We start from the raw sequence: 21260 nt of genomic DNA, 5'->3' as shown, positions 1-21260 counted from the left end.
GGTACAAAAGGATGAAGAAATATTTAAATTTAACTTTGCTATTATTAAGTCTATTGATTTCAGCTTGCTCATCTCAACCTAAATCAGAAGCTTGGTTGACCAAAGGAACTAAAGTTAACTTGCCAAAATTAGATCTCAACCAAGATTATCACGATCAACAATTATTAACTTTTAAATACAATAATCAAGAAAACTCAATTATCACAATCGTTGACATCAAAAACAACCATTTAACTGTAATGGGACTTTCTACTATCGGTATTCGTCTATTTGAAATCCAATATAACGGCAGTGAAGTCAAAGCGAAACAACATTTATTTATACAACAACTACCTCCACCAGAACAAGTATTATCGGACATCATGTTAAGCATTTTGCCAACAGTTGCATGGCAAAAAGTATTACCTAGCAATTGGCAGCTCATTGATAAAGATTTATCTAGAACACTTATTAATGACCTACACGAAACCATTATTAATATCACCTATAATAAACAGTCCTCAACTGTTATACGCAAACCAATTAAAATTGAACATGCTGTATTTGGTTATCAAATTGCAATTCAGAGTATGGAACAATAATAGATGATTTATATTGCAGCGCTTGGCGCAATAAACACTTTAGGAAACAACAAACAACAAATAGCCAATAATTTATCAGAGAATTATTGTGCGAAACATTTCTTAACGAAACAAGACGGCTGGTTACTAAATGGCCATAATACCTGGTTAGGTAAAGTTACCGATGATTTGCCCTCAATTCCAGAACATCTAGTGCAATATTCAACAAGAAATAATCAATTACTCTATGCTGCATATTTGCAAATCAAACAACCAATACAACAAGCTATCGAAAAATATGGGACCAAACGAATAGCCGTCATAATGGGTACAAGTACTTCGGGAATACATGAAGGTGACAACAATATTAAATATTACCTAAAAACACACCATTGTCAGCCAAATTTTCATTACCATCAACAAGAACTGGGTGATCCGTCTAGATTTTTAACAGAATTACTCAACTTAAAAGGTCCTAGTTACAGCATTTCAACTGCTTGTACTTCTAGTGCAAAAGCAGTAATGAGTGGACAACGATTGATTGAATTAGGTCTAGTTGATGCTGCGATTGTTGGTGGTGCTGATAGCTTAAGCAGAATGCCAATCAATGGCTTTAATGCACTCGAGGCTCTATCAGATAGCCCTTGCATGCCATTTGCTAAAGATCGTAACGGCATAAACATTGGTGAAGCTAGTGGCATAATCTTATTAACCAAAGAAGAATCAAGTGAAATTGTTCTATTAGGCTCCGGGGAATCTTCAGATGCTTATCATATTTCATCCCCTCATCCAGAAGGAATTGGTGCGCAAGCTGCAATGGAAATGGCATTAAATGATGCTAACTTAACACCTAATGAAATTGGCTATCTTAACTTACATGGCACAGCAACAATTCTTAATGACCAAGCTGAAAGTAAGGCGGTTTATCGTTTATTTAATCAAAACTTGCCTTATTGCAGTTCAACTAAACATCTAACTGGGCATACATTGGGTAGTGCAGCAATTACTGAATTGGCCATAGGTTATTTGTTACTTAACCAAAATATTTATTTACCGCAGCAAGATTTTTCGATATCACCCTATGACATGAATCTAGATAAAATCAATATAGTTACAGAAAAAATGATGCTACAAACACCAATTATAATGTCAAATTCTTTCGCTTTTGGTGGCAATAATGCATCACTTATTATTGGAAAAGTATAATGCAATATCAATCAGTAAATTCCTATTTACCACACAAGACACCAATGATCATGATCGATAAAGTTCATTTAGTTAACAATGAACAAAGCATTTGCAGTGTTAAAGTTACTAAAGATGGCATACTCTCTCCATTTTTAAATAGAGATAATCAACTACCCAATTTTTTTGCTATCGAATTGATGGCTCAAACCATTGGCGTTTGGAATGGATATCATGATGCAAAAAAAAATCATTCACCACAATTGGGTATGTTACTAGGCGGTCGAGCAATAAAAAATACATTACCAGCATTTCCTCTTAATAGTGAATTACTAATAACCGCTAATTTAGTACTTTTTGATACAAAATTGGCTAATTTTGATTGCCAAATTACCATCAATCAACAATGTGTTTCATCAGGCAAACTAAATGTTTATGAACCCGATCACAATGAATTAGATCAACTTTTTGGTTCCCAGCGACTAGGAGGATTATGATAATGAATCGAACAATACTTGTCACTGGAGCAAGTAAAGGAATTGGTAAAGCAATTGCTTGCAAATTATCGTTAGATGGTTTTGATATTGTTATACACTACCATCGTGATGAACAAGGTGCGCTTGAAACGCAAAAATTCATCGAACAAACAGGTCAAAAAAGCAGACTCATACAATTTGATATCAGCAATACGGAACAATGCCAACAAGTAATTGAAGCCGATATTGAACAACATGGTGCTTATTACGGAGTGGTGAATAATGCAGGTATTATACGTGATGGGGCTTTTCCTGCTTTAACCCAAGATGATTGGAAAGCTGTGATTCATACCGATCTTGATAGTTTTTACAATGTATTACACCCTTGTCTCATGCCGATGATTGGATTACGTAATGGAGGAAGAATTGTTGTTATATCATCAGTTTCAGGCATCGTTGGGAATCGTGGCCAAGTTAATTACAGTGCAGCTAAAGCCGGTGTAATTGGCGCAACCAAAGCGTTAGCCCTTGAACTAGCTAAACGTAAAATTACCGTTAACTGCATTGCACCAGGCCTAATCGATACAGGGATATTGGATATGGAACCAATAGCTTTAAAAGAAGCAATGAACATGATTCCATTAAAAAGAATGGGACACGTTGATGAAGTCGCAGGACTTGCAAGTTATTTAATGTCAGACAACGCTGGATATATAACACGGCAAGTCATTTCAATAAATGGAGGAATGGTATGACAAAACGAGTAGTCATAACAGGGATTGGTGGTGTTACTGCATTTGGTAACGAATGGGCTGAAATTGAACACAAATTAAAACAATTAGACAATGCAGTTCGATACATGCCGGAATGGGAAATCTATGACGGTTTACATACCAAACTTGGTGCTCCTATTGATAATTTTGTATTACCTGATCACTATACAAGAAAAAAAACCCGTTCAATGGGCAGAGTATCCCTACTCTCAACCAAGGCAACTGAAATTGCTTTGGAAAAAGCTGGATTGTTAGATGCCCCCGAGCTCACTAATGGTAATACTGGCATCGCATTTGGATCATCAACGGGTAGTACTCAACCAGTTGCATCATTTGCGACTATGTTAAATGAAAAGCATACTAATAACATCACAGCAACAACCTATATTCAAATGATGCCGCATACTACCGCTGTTAATACTGGCCTATTTTTTGGTTTGAAAGGTAGATTGATCACCACATCAAGTGCTTGTACATCTGGTAGCCAGGCGATTGGCTATGCTTACGAAGCAATAAAATACGGTATGCAAAAAATCATGGTAGCTGGTGGTGCTGAAGAGTTATGTCCTTCAGAAGCAGCAGTCTTTGATACTCTATTTGCTACTAGTCAACTTAACGACACACCAAAACTATCACCAAGGCCGTATGATCGCGATCGCGATGGTTTAGTTATTGGTGAAGGTGCAGGAGCATTAATTTTGGAAGAATATGAGCATGCTAAAGCTCGTGGAGCGAAAATTTATGGTGAAATTATTGGCTTTAAAACCAACTGTGACGCCAGTCATATTACTCAGCCAAGACAAGAAACAATCCAGTATTGTATCGAACAATCATTAAAAGATGCAGGATTAGATGCCAACCAAATTGGTTACATTAGTGCACACGGCACCGCTACCGCACGAGGAGATGTAGCTGAAAGTAACGCAGTTGCAAATATTTATGGTAATAAAACACCAATATCATCATTAAAAAGTTATTTTGGTCATACCCTTGGTGCTTGTGGTGCAATAGAAGCATGGTTAACATTAGAAATGATGCATTCAGGTTGGTTTAACCCAACTATCAACTTAAATCATGTGGATCCGCAATGCGGAGATCTTGATTATATTGTCGGGGCTGGGCGAAATTTAGATATCGAATACTTTCAAACTAATAATTTTGCTTTTGGTGGTATTAATACCTCAATTGTTATCAAAAGAATATAGTTTATTTATACATTCACTCACAATATCCCCAAAATATTTTTTAGGAAAAGTTTTTGGGGCTCTATCAGTGCCATGAAGAAACTATACTTAACTTTTTGGGTTAAAAACCCCTCTCCTCAACTTTTTTAACTTCTTATTAACAGATAAAAAATAGCGCTATACAGCGCTATTTTATTCATTAGTCTTCTAACTATTTTTTTCTCTTTCAATAGCTCGGTAACCAATATCATGACGATAGTAACAACCATGCCAATAGATATTTTTAAGTTGTTCATAAGCATTTTTTTGAGCATCTGATACCGAGTTACCTAATGCAGTGACACAAAGAACTCGCCCACCATTAGTATATACTTGTCCATTTTCTAAGCTTGTTCCGGCATGAAAGATTTTACAATTTTGATTAGTTTCAGAAGATAAGCCTAAAATGACATCTTTAGTATTGTAATCACCAGGATATCCACCAGCAGCAAGAACTACCCCTAAAGCAGGCCTTGGGTCCCATTTTGATTTAATTGTGTTTAATTTACCTTCTACGGCAGCTAAACAGAGTTCAACCAGATCAGATTGCATTCGCATCATGATTGGTTGGGTTTCAGGATCACCAAATCGACAGTTAAATTCAATAACTTTTGGATTACCTTGTTTATCTATCATCAAACCAGCATAAAGAAAGCCGACATACACATTACCTTCCTGTGCCATGCCATTAACTGTTGGATAGATGACTTGTTCCATCACTTTAGTAAATACATCATCAGTTACCACTGGTGCGGGTGAATAAGCCCCCATTCCACCAGTATTTAGACCTGTATCCCCATCGCCAACTCGTTTATGGTCTTGGCTAGTTGCCATTGGTTCAACATGTTCACCATCGACCATAACAATAAAACTGGCTTCCTCACCATCAAGAAACTCTTCAATGACAACTCGATGACCGGCATCACCAAAAGCATTACCAGCCAACATATCATGTACAGCATCTTCGGCTTCTTTTAGCGTCATAGCGACAATTACGCCTTTGCCAGCAGCTAACCCATCGGCTTTTATTACAATTGGTGCACCTTTTTGGCGAATATATGCAATAGCAGGCTCAATTTCGGTAAAATTCTGGTATTCAGCCGTTGGGATATTGTGACGAGCTAAGAAATCTTTAGTAAAAGCTTTTGATCCCTCTAACTGTGCAGCAGCTTTAGATGGGCCAAAAATTTTCAATCCAGCTTTTTGAAAACTGTCAACAATACCGATTACTAATGGCGCCTCTGGTCCGACTATGGTTAAGTCTATTTGTTGCTCCTGTGCAAAATTTAATAGTCCGGCAATGTCGGTTGCTTTTATATTGATGTTTTCTAAATTTGCTTCAAGTGCGGTACCTGCATTACCCGGCGCAACAAATACTTTGGTCACTAATGGTGATTGTGCTGCTTTCCATGCTAAGGCATGTTCACGCCCACCATTACCGATAACTAAAACTTTCATACAAGGTCCTTTCAATACTTTTAAAGATTAATGCCTAAAATGACGCATATTGGTAAAAATCATCGCAATATTATGCTCGTTTGCGGCTTGAATCACTTCATCATCACGAATCGATCCACCCGGTTGAATAACGCAAGTAACGCCCACCGCAGCGGCTGCATCTACGCCATCTCTAAATGGAAAGAAAGCATCAGAAGCAACTACCGAACCAGCAACTTCTAGGTTTTCATCTTTTGCTTTTATACCGGCAATTTTCGCTGAATAAACACGGCTCATTTGCCCTGCACCAATACCAATTGTCATATTATCTTTGGCATAAACAATGGCGTTAGATTTAACAAATTTTGCTACCTTCCAGCAAAATAGCGCATCGGATAGTTCTTTTTCAGTTGGTTGACGTTTGGTAACAACTTTTAACTGATCTTTAGTAACCATACCTAAATCTCTTTCTTGTACAAGAACCCCACCATTAACACGTTTAAAATCTAAACTAGTTGTAGAATTACTTGACCAACTACCACATTCAAGTACACGAACATTCTTTTTAGTTTGTGTGATAGCTAAAGCATCTTGGTCAATTGAAGGTGCAATAATCACTTCAACAAATTGTTTATCGACAATAGTTTGAGCGGTCTTAGCATCTAAAGGTCGATTAAAAGCAATAATGCCACCAAATGCAGAAGTTGGGTCAGTTTTAAAAGCATTTAGATATGCAGTTAAAATATTATCACTCACTGCAACACCACATGGATTAGCGTGTTTAACAATTACGCAAGCAGGTTCATCAAAGGATTTTACACATTCCAATGCGGCATCAGTATCGGCAATATTATTATAAGATAATTCCTTACCTTGTAATTGTTTAGCAGTTGCAATAGAGGCTTGCTCAAGCTGTTCTTCAACATAAAACGCAGCTTGTTGATGAGCATTTTCACCATATCGCATATCTTGTTTTTTAATAAACTGCAGATTTAAAGTTCGAGGAAACTCTCCAGCAGGCTTATCAGTGTCGCCATAATATGGTGGGACAAGTTTACCAAAATAGTTAGCAATCATACCGTCATATTGAGCAGTATGTTCAAAAGCTTTTATTGCTAGACTAAAACGATATTTAAAAGAGAGGCAATTTTGTTGGTTATCCAACATATCAATGATTGTGTTATAGTCCTGACAATCAACCACAATCGCAACATCTTTATTATTTTTGGCGGCAGAACGTACCATAGTTGGCCCACCAATATCGATATTTTCTATCGCATCTTCTAAACTACAGTTTGGATCAGCAACAGTTTTTGCAAAAGGGTATAAGTTCACAACGACCATATCAATTGGGTCGATCTGATGTTGTTGCATAACGTCATCATCAACACCTCGACGGCCTAAAATACCACCATGTATTTTAGGATGTAAGGTTTTAACTCGGCCATCCATCATTTCAGGAAAACCTGTATAATTAGATACTTCAGTAACAGGAATATGGTTGTCGATTAATAGTTTAGCGGTACCACCAGTGGAAAGGAGTTCTACATTACGATCTGATAAAGCTTTGGCAAATTCAATAATTCCTGTTTTATCAGAAACACTAAGTAGAGCACGACGGATAGGACGAAACTGCTGCATGAAAAGGCTCCGAAATTAAAATTCTAAATCCAAGTCAGTGAAAGGCTATTATATATAAAACCAGAGTAGATGTTTAGCATTAACTTTTGAAAAATAAATCGGAACAGGAGTTGATAAATTAGAAAGTAATCATCAGGCAAAATCTTTGCCTGATATTTATACAAAAGGATTTGGATTAATCGTCACTATAGCCTAAGCTTCGAAGAGCTCGCTCATCATCAGCCCAGCCAGCTTTAACTTTTACCCATAATTCTAAATGAACTTTATTATCAAAAAATAATTGCATATCTTTACGTGCTTCTATGCCAATTTTTTTGATTTTTTCACCTTTATTACCAATGACCATTTTCTTTTGACCATCACGTTCAACCAAAATTAAACCATTGATACGGTACATGCCGGTACGCTCATCGACTTTAAATTGTTCTATTTCAACCGTGACAGAATAAGGTAGTTCATCACCTAAAAAGCGCATTAGTTTTTCACGGATGATTTCTGAAGCCATAAACCGTTGTGAGCGATCAGTAATATAATCTTCGGGGAAATGATGTTCACCAACAGGTAAATGTTTTTTTACAATGTCTTTGATGATATCAACGCCTTCACCTTTTTCAGCACTAATAGGCACAACATCCAAAAATTTGATTTTTTGGCTGATTTCTTGAATATGGGGCAACAGCTGAGTTTTATCTGTAACATTGTCAATTTTATTGATCACCAGTAATACAGGCGCTTTACAATCTTTAAGTTTGCCTGCAACCATTTCATCATCATCAGTCCAGTGTGTGCCTTCAACAACAAAGATAACCAATTCAACATCACCAATTGAACTGCTAGCAGCTCGATTCATTAACCGGTTAATCGCTCTTTTTTCTTCAATATGAAGACCGGGGGTATCAATATAGATAATTTGATCATCATCTTGAGTATCAATACCTACAATACGGTGACGTGTAGTTTGTGCCTTGCGTGAAGTGATTGATACTTTTTGGCCAAGTAGTTGATTTAATAAAGTTGATTTGCCGACATTTGGTCTACCGACTATGGCAACAAATCCACAATGTTGTTTTGATTCTGTCATTTTATACCTAATTGGTTTAGTGCTTCTTGAGCAGCGGCTTGTTCAGCCTTACGACGGCTTAAACCTCGGCCTAAATATTGATGATCATCATTGTCAATTTTACATTGAATGAGAAACTCTTGCTCATGATTATCACCAGTAACTTCAAGAATTAAATAGCATGGTCGTTCATGTCGAATACCTTGCAAATATTCCTGTAATCGTGTTTTAGCATCTTTTTGCTTAATGCCGGGTTTAATTTCGTTTAAACGAGTTGTATACCAAGCTAAAATTAACTGCCGAATATTTTCAATATCGCTATCTAAGTAAACAGCACCGATGATAGCTTCCACGGCATCAGAAATAATCGACTCACGGCGATAACCACCACTTTTTAATTCGCCTTGACCTAAAATAAGATAATCACCTAATTTAAACTCTTTACCCATTTCAGCAAGAGTTTGGCCACAAACTAAACTTGCTCTCATTTGGCTAAGATCTCCTTCATCTTGCTTGCTAAATCGATGATAAAGCTCATCAGCAATAACAAAACTAAGGATTGAATCACCTAAAAACTCTAGCCGTTCATTATGCATTTTATTCGCACTGCGATGAGTCAGTGCGAGTTGTAGTAAAGATGTATCTTTAAACTGATAACCAATCGATTGTTGTATTTGATTCAAATTTTTCATAGTTATCACAGTTAATGGAGCCCACCGATACGGCTGAATCGAATTCCTGTAGGCCATTCGTCAGGTTGTTTTTCAAAGCTAATCCAAATAGCGGTTGCACGACCAACAAAGTTTTCTTCGGGAACAAAACCAAAATATCGGCTATCACCACTATTATCACGATTATCGCCCATCATAAAGTAGTTACCTTGTGGTACTACCCAAGTAGCAACCGGTTGACCTTTTTGATGATAATAATAACTCGGATCTTCCTCTATTCCTGACGTGGTTAAAATATCATGCGACTTGTTACCCAAGGTTTCTTGTTGAATTTTTATATCAAACGTTCTTATGGATTGAGAATCAACAATACCTTTGTCCTTATATTGTTCCAAGGTATAAAAACTTGGGTTAGATTTATCTTTTTCGTGTACTTGTTTCCAATTGCTTGGCTGTGGTTGAGTATAGTGCAAATCTAATGGCTCAGATCGTTGACCAACACAATTACTATCCGTTGTTTGACAAGCAGGATAAATAACTATTTTCTTTTCATTAACCAGATAAACAATCTTATCACCAGGTAAACCAACCACACGTTTAATTAGATCCATTTGCGGTATGTTAGGATGCTTAAATACAGCAACATCCCCTCTTTGGGGTTTTCCTGTAGCAATTAGTACTTTATTGTTAATTGGATTTTTTAAGCCATAAGAAAATTTTTCAACCGCAATAAAATCACCAATTAATAAAGTTTGCATCATCGATCCTGAAGGAATCTGAAAGGGTTCATAAATAAATGAACGAATAACAAAAACCACGAATAAAACCGGAAAAAAAGATGCTAAGCTTTCAACCCAACCTTTTGGTTTTCCAACCTCAGCAAGGACTCGCCCATCAACCTCACCATTATGGGCTTTACGCACTTCTTCTACTTTACGTTGTCTAGCTGGTTTCCATCTAAATTTTTCTAAAAACCAGAAGATAGCGGTAATAAAAGTTGCTAATGTTAATATGATGGCAAATGTTCCAGCCATTTGTTTTCCTCTTTAACTGATTAATCTTTTCCTACATGCAAAATTGCTAAAAACGCTTCTTGAGGTAGTTCAACATTACCTACTTGCTTCATACGTTTTTTACCCTCTTTTTGCTTCTGTAAAAGTTTCTTTTTACGACTAACGTCACCGCCATAACATTTGGCTAATACGTTTTTGCGTAATTGTTTTACTGTAGAACGTGCTATTACATGATTACCAATTGCCGCTTGAATTGCTATATCAAACTGTTGACGAGGGATAAGATCTTTCATCTTTTCCACTAGTTCTCGGCCACGGTAAGGTGCATTATCTTTGTGCGTGATAAGCGCTAATGCATCAACTCGTTCACCATTGATTAATACATCAAGTCTTACCATATCAGCAACTTGGAAACGCTTAAAACTATAATCTAAAGATGCATAGCCACGTGAAGTCGATTTAAGTTTATCAAAGAAATCCAATACAACTTCGGTCATTGGTATTTCATAAGTTAATGCAACTTGATTGCCATGATAAACCATATTAACTTGTACACCACGTTTTTCAGCACATAATGTTATTACATTACCTAAGTAAGTTTGTGGTACTAAAATGTTACATTCAGCTATCGGCTCACGTAGTTCTTGAATATTGTTTACGGCCGGTAGTTTAGCAGGGCTATCAACATAAATGATCTCATTTTGAGTAGTTAAAACCTCATAAACTACCGTTGGAGCTGTAGTAATAAGATCAAGGTTATATTCGCGTTCTAACCGTTCTTGAATGATTTCCATATGCAACAAGCCAAGGAAACCACAACGGAAACCAAATCCTAATGCGCCTGAATTTTCTGGCTCATAAAAAAGTGAAGCATCATTAAGACTTAATTTACCTAATGCATCACGAAATGCTTCGTAATCATCTGAACTAGTTGGGAATAAACCTGCATAGACTTGTGGTTTTACTTTCTTAAAACCTGGTAATGCTTTCTCAGCAGGTGCTCTGGCCGATGTTAAGGTATCACCGACTGGTGCACCTAAAATATCTTTAATAGCACACACCACCCAACCTACTTCACCGCAATGTAAACAGTCTTTATCAACTTGTTTTGGTGTAAAGATACCTAAACGATCAACATTATAAGTCATTCCGGTACTCATAACTTTGATTTTCTCACCTTTTCGTAGTTCACCATTTTTAATACGAATTAGTGATACAACACCTAGGTAGTTATCAAACCATGAGTCAATAATTAGCGCTTGTAATGGTGCATTTGAGTCACCTTCGGGTGCAGGAATATCATGAACAAGTTGTTCAAGTACATCAACCACTCCAACACCGGTTTTCGCGGAACACCTAACTGCATTGCTAGCATCTATACCAACAATGTCTTCAATCTCTTCCGCCACTCGTTCAGGTTCAGCCGCAGGTAAATCGATTTTATTAAGTACTGGTACAACTTCTAGATCCATATCAAGTGCCGTATAACAATTGGCAAGTGTTTGCGCTTCAACACCTTGTCCAGCATCGACTACCAATAATGCTCCTTCACATGCTGCTAACGAACGTGATACTTCATAAGAGAAGTCAACATGTCCAGGAGTATCAATAAAATTCAGCTGATATGTTTGGCCATCTTTAGCATGAAAATCTAAAGTAACACTTTGAGCTTTAATCGTAATACCTCGTTCACGTTCCAAATCCATCGAATCTAGAACTTGAGCTTCCATTTCGCGATCAGAAAGTCCACCACAAATTTGGATAATACGATCAGAAAGCGTTGATTTACCATGGTCAATATGAGCAATAATTGAAAAATTGCGGATATTTTTATTCATATCAATAAGTTATATTTTAGTTATGTACTGTTAATTATCATTAATGTTATCGGCTATAAATAACAAGTCAAATAATCACGAATTTGAAAGCAGACATTCTACACATTAATAGTGAGTAAGCATAGTGTTATCGAGAGTTTTCCGGTGATTTCTCAACAATATTTTGTGCAATTTTTTCTATTGTTACTTGAGGTAAATTACCAATAATTATGATATTTTTATTACCCATGTTAGTTGAGAAAATCGTTCGGCCACCTTGCTGAATAATTTGATTTAATTGACTGGCCTGCTCTAAAGAAACATTTACAGTAAATGAAAATACACCATCAGAAAACAGCTTAGTCGCTATATCAGAACTATAAAAGTTAACATTATAAGCAGCAATCTCTTTAAACCCTTTAGGTAACCATGCTAAACGCCAAGCATCAAGAAGATTATTCTGTTTTTCAATTGATAATAAAATTGGGTAGGTTCGATTATCAATATAATTTTTAAATTTTTTTGCATCAAATTCTTTATCAAGATCAACCACTTTTAATTGATTAATAATATCATTATCTTCATCTAACAAATCAATGCGTAGTGGTAAAAAATTTTCATCATCGATCCATATAACATAACTATAACGATCTTTATCTTTAGCAATGACTTTGACTAATTGAGCACCTCGATTAGCCGTTCTAGTCTTACCTAATAAAATAAAGTCATAAATATTAGCTAATGAATTAAAATCATTATAAATAACGTCAGGAAAAGCCTCTGTAATGCGGGAACTTGAAATCGAAAAAGAAGGACTATCAGGTTGAAAATAACTAGTGGTATTATTATGTAAAATTATCTCTTTAGCTGGACCTTCAAGATAAAGCAGTTGAGCATTGATATTTTCTTTTTTGTCAGCACCTAAATGATTATATTCAAAGGTAGTTGCATATTGATCTTTATCTTGCGCAATAAAATGAATTTGATAGTCACGCGTCTGCACAGCTTTGGTCATTTTATTGAGTAAACTCAACGCATCATGCGTTTCTTCCGCCATAACAGATGCGGAAAAAAATATAAAAAACAGAGTAATAAAAAAATTATTACTCTGTTTTAACATAAATTTTATCAAAGAATAAAGAAAATTCATTTTTAGTTAACGGGCATTTAACCTTTTTTGTAATTCATAATCTTGAACCAACAACCTAATCTTATCATATTGTCTTTTTTCAAGAAGTTGCTGATCATTATGTTGTTGTATACCACCAACAGGCGCAACGTTTACTCCCATAGGGATAGTATTTAGCGTAGGCGCACCACTAACATCATCTGATTGACCTTGATGATATTGGACTCCCGCAATAATAGCTAAGGTAACACAAGCCGCTAATCCAATTTGACTAACTTTAGCCATAATATCTTTCATTCGAATCCAGAATAGATTTTCGGCTTTTGGAATTGAAATCTCACTTTGGGATGGCTGCTCAGTTAATTGTGGATATAAGTCATCATCAGCAATTGCCATAGCAACTTGATTGGTAATATCTAATGTTAATGAACTACCGTGCAATTCTCCTCGCATTGCGTCTCTTGCAATATGATAACGATGCCAGCAGGATTGCAAACTTTCATCATGGCTAACCATCTCAACAAAGTGTTGATCAGTTAACTCACCGTCCATTAATAATGAAAGTTGCTGTTTCTGTTCTATTTGCATAGTAGATACCTTAAATTTCTTGCTACTTAATTTATTTAACCAATTAAAGGTTTAATTTTTTCATCAATAGCATCACGAGCTCTAAAAATACGTGATCTAACTGTTCCAACCGGTGTTCCCATAATTTCGGCAATTTCCTCATAACTTAGACCGTCAATTTCACGTAATGTGATAGCAGTTCTCAAATCATCAGGTAATGCTTCAATTGCTTCAAATACAACTTTTTCAACTTCTTTAGAAAGAACTAAACTTTCTGGGTTATCGACATCTCTCAATGAGTCGGCACCTTCGTAACTTTCAGCTTCACTAGCATCAATATCCGAAGATGGCGGTCGTCGACCTTGCGAAATTAAATAATTTTTTGCTGTATTAACCGCAATTCGGTACAACCAAGTATAAAAAATACTTTCCCCTTTAAAAGAGCTTAACGAACGATAAGCTTTGATAAAGGTTTCTTGCACAACATCAGGGACCTCAGAAGGTAAAACATAACGTGATACCAAATGAGCTAGCTTATTTTGATAACGAACGACAAGTAAATTAAACGCATTTTTATCTCCGTTTAAAACGCGATCAACTAAAACTTGGTCTGTTATTTGCTCCCCCATTAAAGGCCATTCCTCATTATGTTAATAACTATTAGTTGGCCCAAAACTGTGCACTCTAACAGTTAGATTCGTAAATTTAAAAAAAGTTCCCATTATTTTAATAGAAATTTCATTTTTTTAACCAATCATTTTCATTTTTAATTATTTATATACTAAAAGACAATGATTTTATTAAATTTTTAGATAAAAAATTTTTTAGATAATTAATTCAATAAGAAGATTTCGCGCTCGCCCGCATCGTTATATGTGATTTGATAAAATTGCGGTAAATTAAAATTAACTGAACTACTGGTAGTGAAAGTAAAACGGTCATCAGATAATACATAAAAATCATTGATATCTTTAACCATATTTTCTTTAGTACCATTACAATTACGGTATATTTCTATTTGATTATGTTCATTTAAAATATATAAATCAAATCCTGTAGTGGTATCTTCAAAGAAGAATTGAATAATACCTTCATAAGCGACGCTATCTATCTCTTTAGGTAATTCATTACTTTCATCTAAGATATTTAACGGCCTACCTTGAACTTTATTATTCGATACCGCTCCATAAAAATCAATAGCATTTTCGAATTGATGAAATGAAACGCCAAATCGTTCAAAAAATAGATACCATGAAGCACCATCTATTCTAAGTGGTTTGACTTGGGTTAAGTTATTTTTAGTAGTCGTCAATCGTAAATCAACACAGTCATCCATCAGTTTTTTCATTTGTTTACAGACTTCATGACTAAGATGTTTACTATAACAAAAAATTTCGACCGAATTAGGTAAATCAGCATCTTTATGCATACGATTAAGTAACGCTTTTATGGCTTCCAGCACACATAAAGAACCACTAAAATGTAATACCCGAATTTCATTCCATGAGTTACGATAAAGTAAATCTATAGAACCAACTAAACTTAACTCTTGCTTGCCATAATTTAAAACATTAGTACTAATTTCATCTTCAAGTTCTAAATTAATAGTTGGATCATCTTCTAAATTCAAGATAATCGCCAAATGGCGTATTTCACAAGGCCCATATAACTGTTCTTCAGTTGCGGCAGGTACATCTATCGGAAAATAATTTTTCAGATCTTCGATGAGCTTGGTTATTTTTTGATTATCTCGCTCATCACCATCATAATAATAAAAATTGGTTGAATCAGAAATTAAACCATTAAAGTAACACCAACCAACTAATTTAACCAAGTATTTACTATATTCTAAGTATTGGTGACCAATAATAGAATTTAGTTTAGGTGTTTGATTGTAAACATACCAACCAGCTCGATTGATACGATCTTCTTTGACATGGATAAAAGTTAATACATCTTCTTGCAGATTATCCGAAATATTAAGTTTTAATGTTGAAATTTTACCCGGTAAAACTTCAAAAGATGCATATAATTTACGAGTCAGTATAGCCAAGTCTTGTGGACTAATAAGTGAATCTAAGTTATTACGACGACCAAAATTGAGTAAATTACGATAACCTGTCATCATGGTATGGAGCAATATTTCGTGTATTTCACGTACTTGTTCTATTTTCCATGTTTTACTGGCGTCCAATTTTACCAATAACTTATTCGTCCATCCCCATTGTTTTACTAATTCAAGTAATATTTTTCGACGCCATAACAATGGCTGATCATTATCTGATAATTTTTCATTTACTTTTAAATAAAAGCAATGCCTTACCAACTCAAGACGTTGAAAATCTCTAATTTCAATTAGATAATTAGTAATTCGATCCAATAACATAGAGTATGAATCAAGATAATGATGAACGTGAATTTCACCTTTTTGAATATACTCGCGCATTTCATAAGCAATTGGTCTATTTTCAGGATAGATTGAAGAATAAGCTTCAAGTAGTAATGTTTTTAATACAGCTTTAAATGGCGAATCAATACTTTTATAGAGTTGCCATAAACTTGCACCAAAATACTCTTCAGCAGACAATCCTGTGAGTGGTCCAAAATCGATCCATTCTTCACGTTTGATTATATTAGCGACCACTAATGCTTGAACACATTTTTCATAAGTTGGGTAAGTAACATCATTAATAGTAAAATCAGCTGGAACTGCAAACCATAGTAGTCGTTTACCAGCTAAAAGATTAGCGGAACGATAGAACTCTTCCAGCAATAAAATATGTTGTGCTGAACCACAGTTTTCACCCATCAAACATTCATGATGTTGGTTGATAAATCGATCGACATCAACGACAAATAATGTAAGTTTTACACCTAGTTCCTCAGCCCACTCTTCAATCAATCGACACTTCGTTATTAAAGCTTGCTTTTTAACTGTAGATAAATTATTTTCGATACAAACCCATATATCTAGATCAGAGGTAACCGCCTGTCCTATAGAGCAGGTACTCCCCATTGAATATAGTGCAGATATGTCAGAATATTTTGTCTGTGTAGCGCTCTTAAAATTGAAACAATGTTGTAGTTGTTCAATAATCTCATTTGAAGGTTGATAGTATGCAATACCTGATGGGGTATCTATATTTTGATAACCGGGAAGATCTGGATGATGAAAATGAAAAAGCACTGGTAACAAGGTAAAAACTCGTTGGAATTCCAAAGGCATTCCACTTCGAGCTCGCTCATGTTTCAGAATAGCAAGATCATCAAGTTCTTTTTTTATGTTATTAATATCGTATTGCATAGTATTATTCAGGTGAAACAGATGTACTATTGACGAACAATTTCTCCAATAATTTTATATTATAACGTAAAAAGAATGTAAACCTAAAAATAAAACGAAATAAATATTATGACCACAATCGAAAAAATATCACAATCTTTAAAAAAAACCAAAAAACAATTTCACACCATTAATAAAGCAGCAGTATTAATACCCATTATCTCTATCAAAAATCAATTACACCTACTTTTTCAAGTACGTTCAAAGAAACTTAAATGGCAACCCGGGGATATTTGTTTTCCTGGTGGTCGAGTTGAAGTAACTGATGATAGCCCTGAATATACAGCTAAACGTGAAACCTTTGAAGAATTAGGCATTACCATTGATCAAATAACTATTTTGGGGCAATTGCCGAAATTTATTGCTTCGTTAGGTATGATGATTTATCCATTTGTCGCAAAAATTGAATCTTTAGATAACTTGCTACTTAATCAAGATGAAGTTGAATCTGTTTTTACGGTTCCACTTGACTGGTTTATTAACCATCAACCGAAACAAGCTACTATGTTAGTCGGTTTTAAGCCTGATGACAATTTTCCATTTGAATTGGTACCTAATCGAACCACAAATTGGCAACAAAAGTCGCAACATGATGTTCATTTTTATCAATATGATAATTTTGTTATTTGGGGATTGACTGCACAAATTATTAATAGTTTTATAAGTACCATCAAAAGTAATACTCAATTATAAATTACAGTTAAATTAAATATGCTTCAGTTCTGACTTTAACATAAAATGCTTTAAGAAAAATTTTTTCAAAAAAAACCAAGTGGTACCTACACAAATATTTTGATTAATATATACTATTAATCGGTTATTTCTCATTTCTATCATTTCTACCCTGTTTTATCTAGCTGTCTGAAAGAATTAGTAAAAGATTTATTTCGAGAGCGTTATTCGTTTTTCAAAACTCTCATGCAATACCCCCATAGAATAAGCGTTACAAATTGTTTTTTAATTTTTATAACATAAATATGAAGGACATTATTATGAAACGTTTTAATAAATCATCTATTGCATTAGCTTTACTATTATCTCTACCTGTTGCCAATATTTATGCGGCATCACCATTAACAGCAGAAGAAAGTCATAACCTCATTCCTTATAAAGAAATTTCAGTAACTGGTAGCTATTTACAAGCACAAAATGCAGCAGATGATATATCTAAAGCTGCTGATGAAGCTGGAGCAAAATATTATCATATCACTGGTATTGAACAACCAGCTACTGGTACTTCAACCGATCGTGCTGTTGTTTATGCGGATATTTATTTATCAAATGCGCCTATTGCTGTCAGCAAAGATGAAGCTACCCATAATGGTATTGTGCTTTATCCTCGCTCTAAAGCACTTTATTATTTACCATTTGAAATAGTTAAATACAAAGGTAACTATAACAATACCTCTGAAATAATGGATTCAGCAAGTAAATTAGCAGCAGAAAAAAATGCTTATGCATTTTATGTGTATTCAATTACTGCCGATGATGTTAAAAATAATGAGCAGGAAATTGATGTTGCTTTATTTAAAAAAGATGCGCCAGTCCGTGACTTTATTATCTCTAAAGCTATTGCAGGTCAAGATGCTTATGAAATCACTAGTGATGCTTTCAAAGTGATGAAACCTTATCAAACTATTGTTTTCCATGGCACATTTAATAATACTAGCGAAATTAGTGCTGCTGCACAAAAATATGCTATCGCTAATGATGCTAATTTCTATTATGTCAAAGAAGTCTCTGCCAATCGTGCCGGCACCGCTCAAACAGTTTATGTAAATTTATATAAATAACGATCCACTACATAATTATCCATGTGTTAAATATCATATTTTTACACATGGATTTTTTACAAAAATTAACTTTTAGTTTCAAGCTCTACCTAACAATGCAATTCATAAAAAAGATTTTTATCCAAGAATTAAGCTTTTCACGATTTAAGTTTTTAGTAATAAGTATCAGCATAATTTAAACACAATAAATGTATCTTTTTTATTTAAATTTAAGAATTAAAAGGTAAGGTAAGATGATGTTATTGAAAGGATTTAAATTTATACTGTTTTCTCAATTTCAATGCTTAACACGATTTATCATATTCTTTTTAATTTCAGTATTTTTAATGAACGGTTTAGCTTTGGCATTGGATACAAAAACAGTAGAGGTTATTCATGGTTCCGCTCCCTATTTTATTAACCCAGATGCGATAGGCATAAATGGATCTCGAGAATATAATCAACAAAACTTTCACTATTTTGGAGTAAAATTACAAACAACAATAAACTCTGAATTAAATAGTTTAAACGACACAATAAAGTCCATAAATTTCCCTCAAGTTGATCCTAATACAACCACACCAAATCAATTGTTAACTATGTTAAAGTCTGATTATGGTTTTGAACCTATAATAATGCCATTTTCACCTACTAATCCAATTGATAGCCAGAACGTCTCTGATGATGACGGCGATGTTATAACTAAAATAACCCCACCTGATGGCGGTTTTAAAATAGATTGGTTCTATCGAGCTGCCAATATATCCTATTTGTTATTGGAGCCAGATAGAAATAGAACCTTTTGTGAGCTAGCACGGTTGGGGTGGAACCCATATATCAGAATTTCAGGCACTATCGCTTTAGTTTCTGAATATGGCATGCCAAATTATACAATTTATTCTACGCCTAAAAGTGACTTTTTGATTTACAATGCGATCAAACCTACCGTTTGTGCAAATCGACCATCAATTGTATATTCATTCCCTTTCGAAAATCGAGATTACACTGGTGACTGGGCACATTTAACTTGGGGTGATAACAATCAACACATAGTTGATTCTGGCTTCGTCAATAAAGTCAGTGCTGGTGGTTTTCCAACTACTGGATTTGATCAAGCACGATTTCTCATGTTTATAGCTGGTGCACCTTTTGATTTATCGACAATAACATCATCAAATAGTTCAAAAGGAGTAAATGTTCAAATAAACACAATTAGTGATAATGATGTAGATAGCCACCTAGCTAACACGGCTGTTCAAGTTAAATTGCTAGGAGAAGCCACAGAAGCAAATCCTACATTTTCTATAAAATCCAACGGTGAAGATATTTATTCGTTTACTATTAAGAAATGGTTCTCCGCACCCAGCCAAGATTTTTATCCTTATAATCAACATACAAGTGTTTGTCAGGGAAACTATATCGTTCCATCTATTGAAGATTTAACCAACAGTGACCAAAGTCTTATAACTAATGGTGGTGCTTGCCAATCTGATAATAACTCAGATAATTGTCTAGCCATTACAACAAATCACTATTATCGTCAGGTTGGAAACAATCTTTTAGCTGAATGGGGTGATGTAACTAACGAAGAAAACTATTATCATCACACCTATCCCGGTAACCATTTCCCTAAAGGACATTTATATTGGACTTCAGACGAAAGAGATAGTAATAACCAATATGCAGTAGGTTCAACAAAAGGGGCTATTGAATGGCAGTTGAAAGATAATGAATTATATTTTGTTTGTGTGCTGAAATAGAAAATTTATTCATAAATTGCGTTATAAGATGATATAACGCAATTTTCATTGTTATTATAGTTAAAATAATTTTAATTTCGCTTTTAAAAAGCAGATAATCCACTTTAGTATTTACTGTTAAAAGCAACTCATCATTTATATATTAAATAAGATAAATAAACTTAATCCAAAAAATAACTAGTGGCTGATTTTTTTAACTATGACTATCAATTGACATTAATCAATTCACTCAAAAGAGTGATACATAGATAATGTTTGAAAATTAAATGGCTGGGGTACCAGGATTCGAACCTGGGCATGGCGGGATCAAAACCCGCTGCCTTACCGCTTGGCTATACCCCAATATGAATGGAGATTAGATATCTAGTAAATCTACTAATTCCGCATATTTTATAGAATTGATTATAGAGGAAAAGTTCCAATATAAAAATAGACTAAAAGTCGGATATAAAAATATGAGCAGATTGGAATGGCTGGGGTACCAGGATTCGAACCTGGGCGTGGCGGGATCAAAACCCGCTGCCTTACCGCTTGGCTATACCCCAATAAAGGATAGACATTAAGATTAAAATGGTGCGGGTGGAGAGACTTGAACTCACACACCTTGCGGCGCCAGAACCTAAATCTGGTGCGTCTACCAATTTCGCCACACCCGCACTGTATACTTTCGGTAAAAGTACAAACTAATCTTAATGGTGGCTACGACGGGATTCGAACCTGTGACCCCATCATTATGAGTGATGTGCTCTAACCAGCTGAGCTACGTAGCCATTTCATTCGCAACGTCATAACCAACACTGCGAGGCGCATTATGCTTGTGTTACGGCAAATCG

18 protein-coding genes and 4 tRNA genes are annotated in these 21260 nt (G+C 35.0%); 8 read left to right on the top strand and 14 right to left on the bottom strand.

Features of this window, described 5'->3' with window-relative positions:
* The first annotated feature begins 11 nt into the window (after nucleotides 1-11).
* From H3U97_RS00555 to H3U97_RS00535, 5 genes are read left to right on the top strand one after another with little or no spacing between them, the layout of a single operon-like run.
* On the top strand, nucleotides 12-581 hold the full coding sequence (locus H3U97_RS00555) for a DUF3261 domain-containing protein (RefSeq protein WP_065578612.1): 570 nt from the start codon (nucleotides 12-14) through the stop codon (nucleotides 579-581).
* A 3-nt stretch (nucleotides 582-584) separates the two neighbouring features.
* Nucleotides 585-1766, top strand: coding sequence for a beta-ketoacyl-[acyl-carrier-protein] synthase family protein (locus tag H3U97_RS00550; protein ID WP_065578611.1), 1182 nt, complete (start codon nucleotides 585-587; stop codon nucleotides 1764-1766).
* Nucleotides 1766-2242, top strand: coding sequence for a 3-hydroxy-fatty acyl-ACP dehydratase (locus tag H3U97_RS00545; RefSeq protein WP_198197537.1), 477 nt, complete (start codon nucleotides 1766-1768; stop codon nucleotides 2240-2242). Before H3U97_RS00550 ends, H3U97_RS00545 begins: the two co-directional genes overlap by 1 nt.
* Before the next feature lie 2 nt (nucleotides 2243-2244).
* Nucleotides 2245-2976, top strand: a complete 732-nt coding sequence (locus tag H3U97_RS00540) for a 3-ketoacyl-ACP reductase FabG2 (RefSeq protein ID WP_065578609.1) — start codon at nucleotides 2245-2247, stop codon at nucleotides 2974-2976.
* Nucleotides 2973-4199: a beta-ketoacyl-ACP synthase gene (locus H3U97_RS00535; protein ID WP_065578608.1), complete on the top strand. Its 1227-nt coding sequence runs from the start codon at nucleotides 2973-2975 to the stop codon at nucleotides 4197-4199. The genes H3U97_RS00540 and H3U97_RS00535 overlap by 4 nt, the downstream gene beginning before the upstream one ends.
* Nucleotides 4200-4385: 186 nt before the next feature.
* Here the strand turns inward: H3U97_RS00535 and purD are convergent, their stop codons facing one another.
* The 10 genes from purD to H3U97_RS00485 form a co-directional block, all read right to left on the bottom strand.
* A complete protein-coding gene (gene purD, locus H3U97_RS00530; protein WP_086357081.1) occupies nucleotides 4386-5675 on the bottom strand; it encodes a phosphoribosylamine--glycine ligase in 1290 nt (429 codons plus the stop codon).
* Between the two features lie 27 nt (nucleotides 5676-5702).
* Nucleotides 5703-7295 (bottom strand): bifunctional phosphoribosylaminoimidazolecarboxamide formyltransferase/IMP cyclohydrolase, encoded by a 1593-nt coding sequence (gene purH, locus H3U97_RS00525; protein WP_065578606.1) that lies wholly within the window; start codon nucleotides 7293-7295, stop codon nucleotides 5703-5705.
* A gap of 175 nt (nucleotides 7296-7470) precedes the next feature.
* On the bottom strand, nucleotides 7471-8376 hold the full coding sequence (gene era / locus H3U97_RS00520) for a GTPase Era (RefSeq protein WP_198197535.1): 906 nt from the start codon (nucleotides 8374-8376) through the stop codon (nucleotides 7471-7473).
* Nucleotides 8373-9047, bottom strand: coding sequence for a ribonuclease III (gene rnc / locus H3U97_RS00515; RefSeq protein WP_065578604.1), 675 nt, complete (start codon nucleotides 9045-9047; stop codon nucleotides 8373-8375). The genes era and rnc overlap by 4 nt, the downstream gene beginning before the upstream one ends.
* Before the next feature lie 11 nt (nucleotides 9048-9058).
* Nucleotides 9059-10060: a signal peptidase I gene (gene lepB, locus H3U97_RS00510; protein WP_065578603.1), complete on the bottom strand. Its 1002-nt coding sequence runs from the start codon at nucleotides 10058-10060 to the stop codon at nucleotides 9059-9061.
* 20 nt (nucleotides 10061-10080) lie between these two features.
* A complete protein-coding gene (lepA, locus tag H3U97_RS00505) occupies nucleotides 10081-11877 on the bottom strand; it encodes a translation elongation factor 4 (protein WP_065578602.1) in 1797 nt (598 codons plus the stop codon).
* A 127-nt stretch (nucleotides 11878-12004) separates the two neighbouring features.
* On the bottom strand, nucleotides 12005-12913 hold the full coding sequence (locus H3U97_RS00500) for a MucB/RseB C-terminal domain-containing protein (RefSeq protein WP_165755148.1): 909 nt from the start codon (nucleotides 12911-12913) through the stop codon (nucleotides 12005-12007).
* A 99-nt stretch (nucleotides 12914-13012) separates the two neighbouring features.
* Nucleotides 13013-13573, bottom strand: a complete 561-nt coding sequence (locus tag H3U97_RS00495; protein ID WP_065578600.1) for an RseA family anti-sigma factor — start codon at nucleotides 13571-13573, stop codon at nucleotides 13013-13015.
* Nucleotides 13574-13608: 35 nt separating this feature from the next.
* A complete protein-coding gene (gene rpoE / locus H3U97_RS00490) occupies nucleotides 13609-14181 on the bottom strand; it encodes an RNA polymerase sigma factor RpoE (RefSeq protein ID WP_065614532.1) in 573 nt (190 codons plus the stop codon).
* A 203-nt stretch (nucleotides 14182-14384) separates the two neighbouring features.
* Complete coding sequence (locus H3U97_RS00485; RefSeq protein WP_198197533.1) at nucleotides 14385-16856, bottom strand: class I adenylate cyclase; 2472 nt, start codon at nucleotides 16854-16856, stop codon at nucleotides 14385-14387.
* A gap of 108 nt (nucleotides 16857-16964) precedes the next feature.
* Here H3U97_RS00485 and H3U97_RS00480 point away from each other — a divergent pair, with 108 nt between their 5' ends.
* The 3 genes from H3U97_RS00480 to H3U97_RS00470 all read left to right on the top strand — a co-directional run bounded on the left by H3U97_RS00480 (nucleotide 16965) and on the right by H3U97_RS00470 (nucleotide 20427).
* Complete coding sequence (locus H3U97_RS00480) at nucleotides 16965-17588, top strand: CoA pyrophosphatase (protein ID WP_198197531.1); 624 nt, start codon at nucleotides 16965-16967, stop codon at nucleotides 17586-17588.
* Between the two features lie 299 nt (nucleotides 17589-17887).
* Complete coding sequence (locus H3U97_RS00475) at nucleotides 17888-18688, top strand: YdgH/BhsA/McbA-like domain containing protein (RefSeq protein ID WP_198197529.1); 801 nt, start codon at nucleotides 17888-17890, stop codon at nucleotides 18686-18688.
* A gap of 326 nt (nucleotides 18689-19014) precedes the next feature.
* Nucleotides 19015-20427 (top strand): hypothetical protein, encoded by a 1413-nt coding sequence (locus H3U97_RS00470; RefSeq protein ID WP_232343696.1) that lies wholly within the window; start codon nucleotides 19015-19017, stop codon nucleotides 20425-20427.
* A 267-nt stretch (nucleotides 20428-20694) separates the two neighbouring features.
* Here H3U97_RS00470 and H3U97_RS00465 read toward each other — a convergent pair.
* From H3U97_RS00465 to H3U97_RS00450, 4 genes are all read right to left on the bottom strand, one after another.
* Nucleotides 20695-20769 (bottom strand) — tRNA-Gln (locus H3U97_RS00465).
* A 128-nt stretch (nucleotides 20770-20897) separates the two neighbouring features.
* Nucleotides 20898-20972 (bottom strand) — tRNA-Gln (locus H3U97_RS00460).
* A gap of 26 nt (nucleotides 20973-20998) precedes the next feature.
* Nucleotides 20999-21083, bottom strand: a tRNA-Leu gene (locus H3U97_RS00455).
* Nucleotides 21084-21120: 37 nt separating this feature from the next.
* Nucleotides 21121-21197: transfer RNA gene (locus H3U97_RS00450), tRNA-Met, on the bottom strand.
* Nucleotides 21198-21260 lie beyond the last annotated feature (63 nt).

It is taken from the genome of Gilliamella sp. W8128, from assembly GCF_016100545.1.
Lineage (GTDB): Bacteria > Pseudomonadota > Gammaproteobacteria > Enterobacterales > Orbaceae > Gilliamella > Gilliamella apis.
The sequence above is the reverse complement of the archived record's forward strand: the minus strand, read 5'-3'. Positions and strand labels throughout refer to the sequence as shown.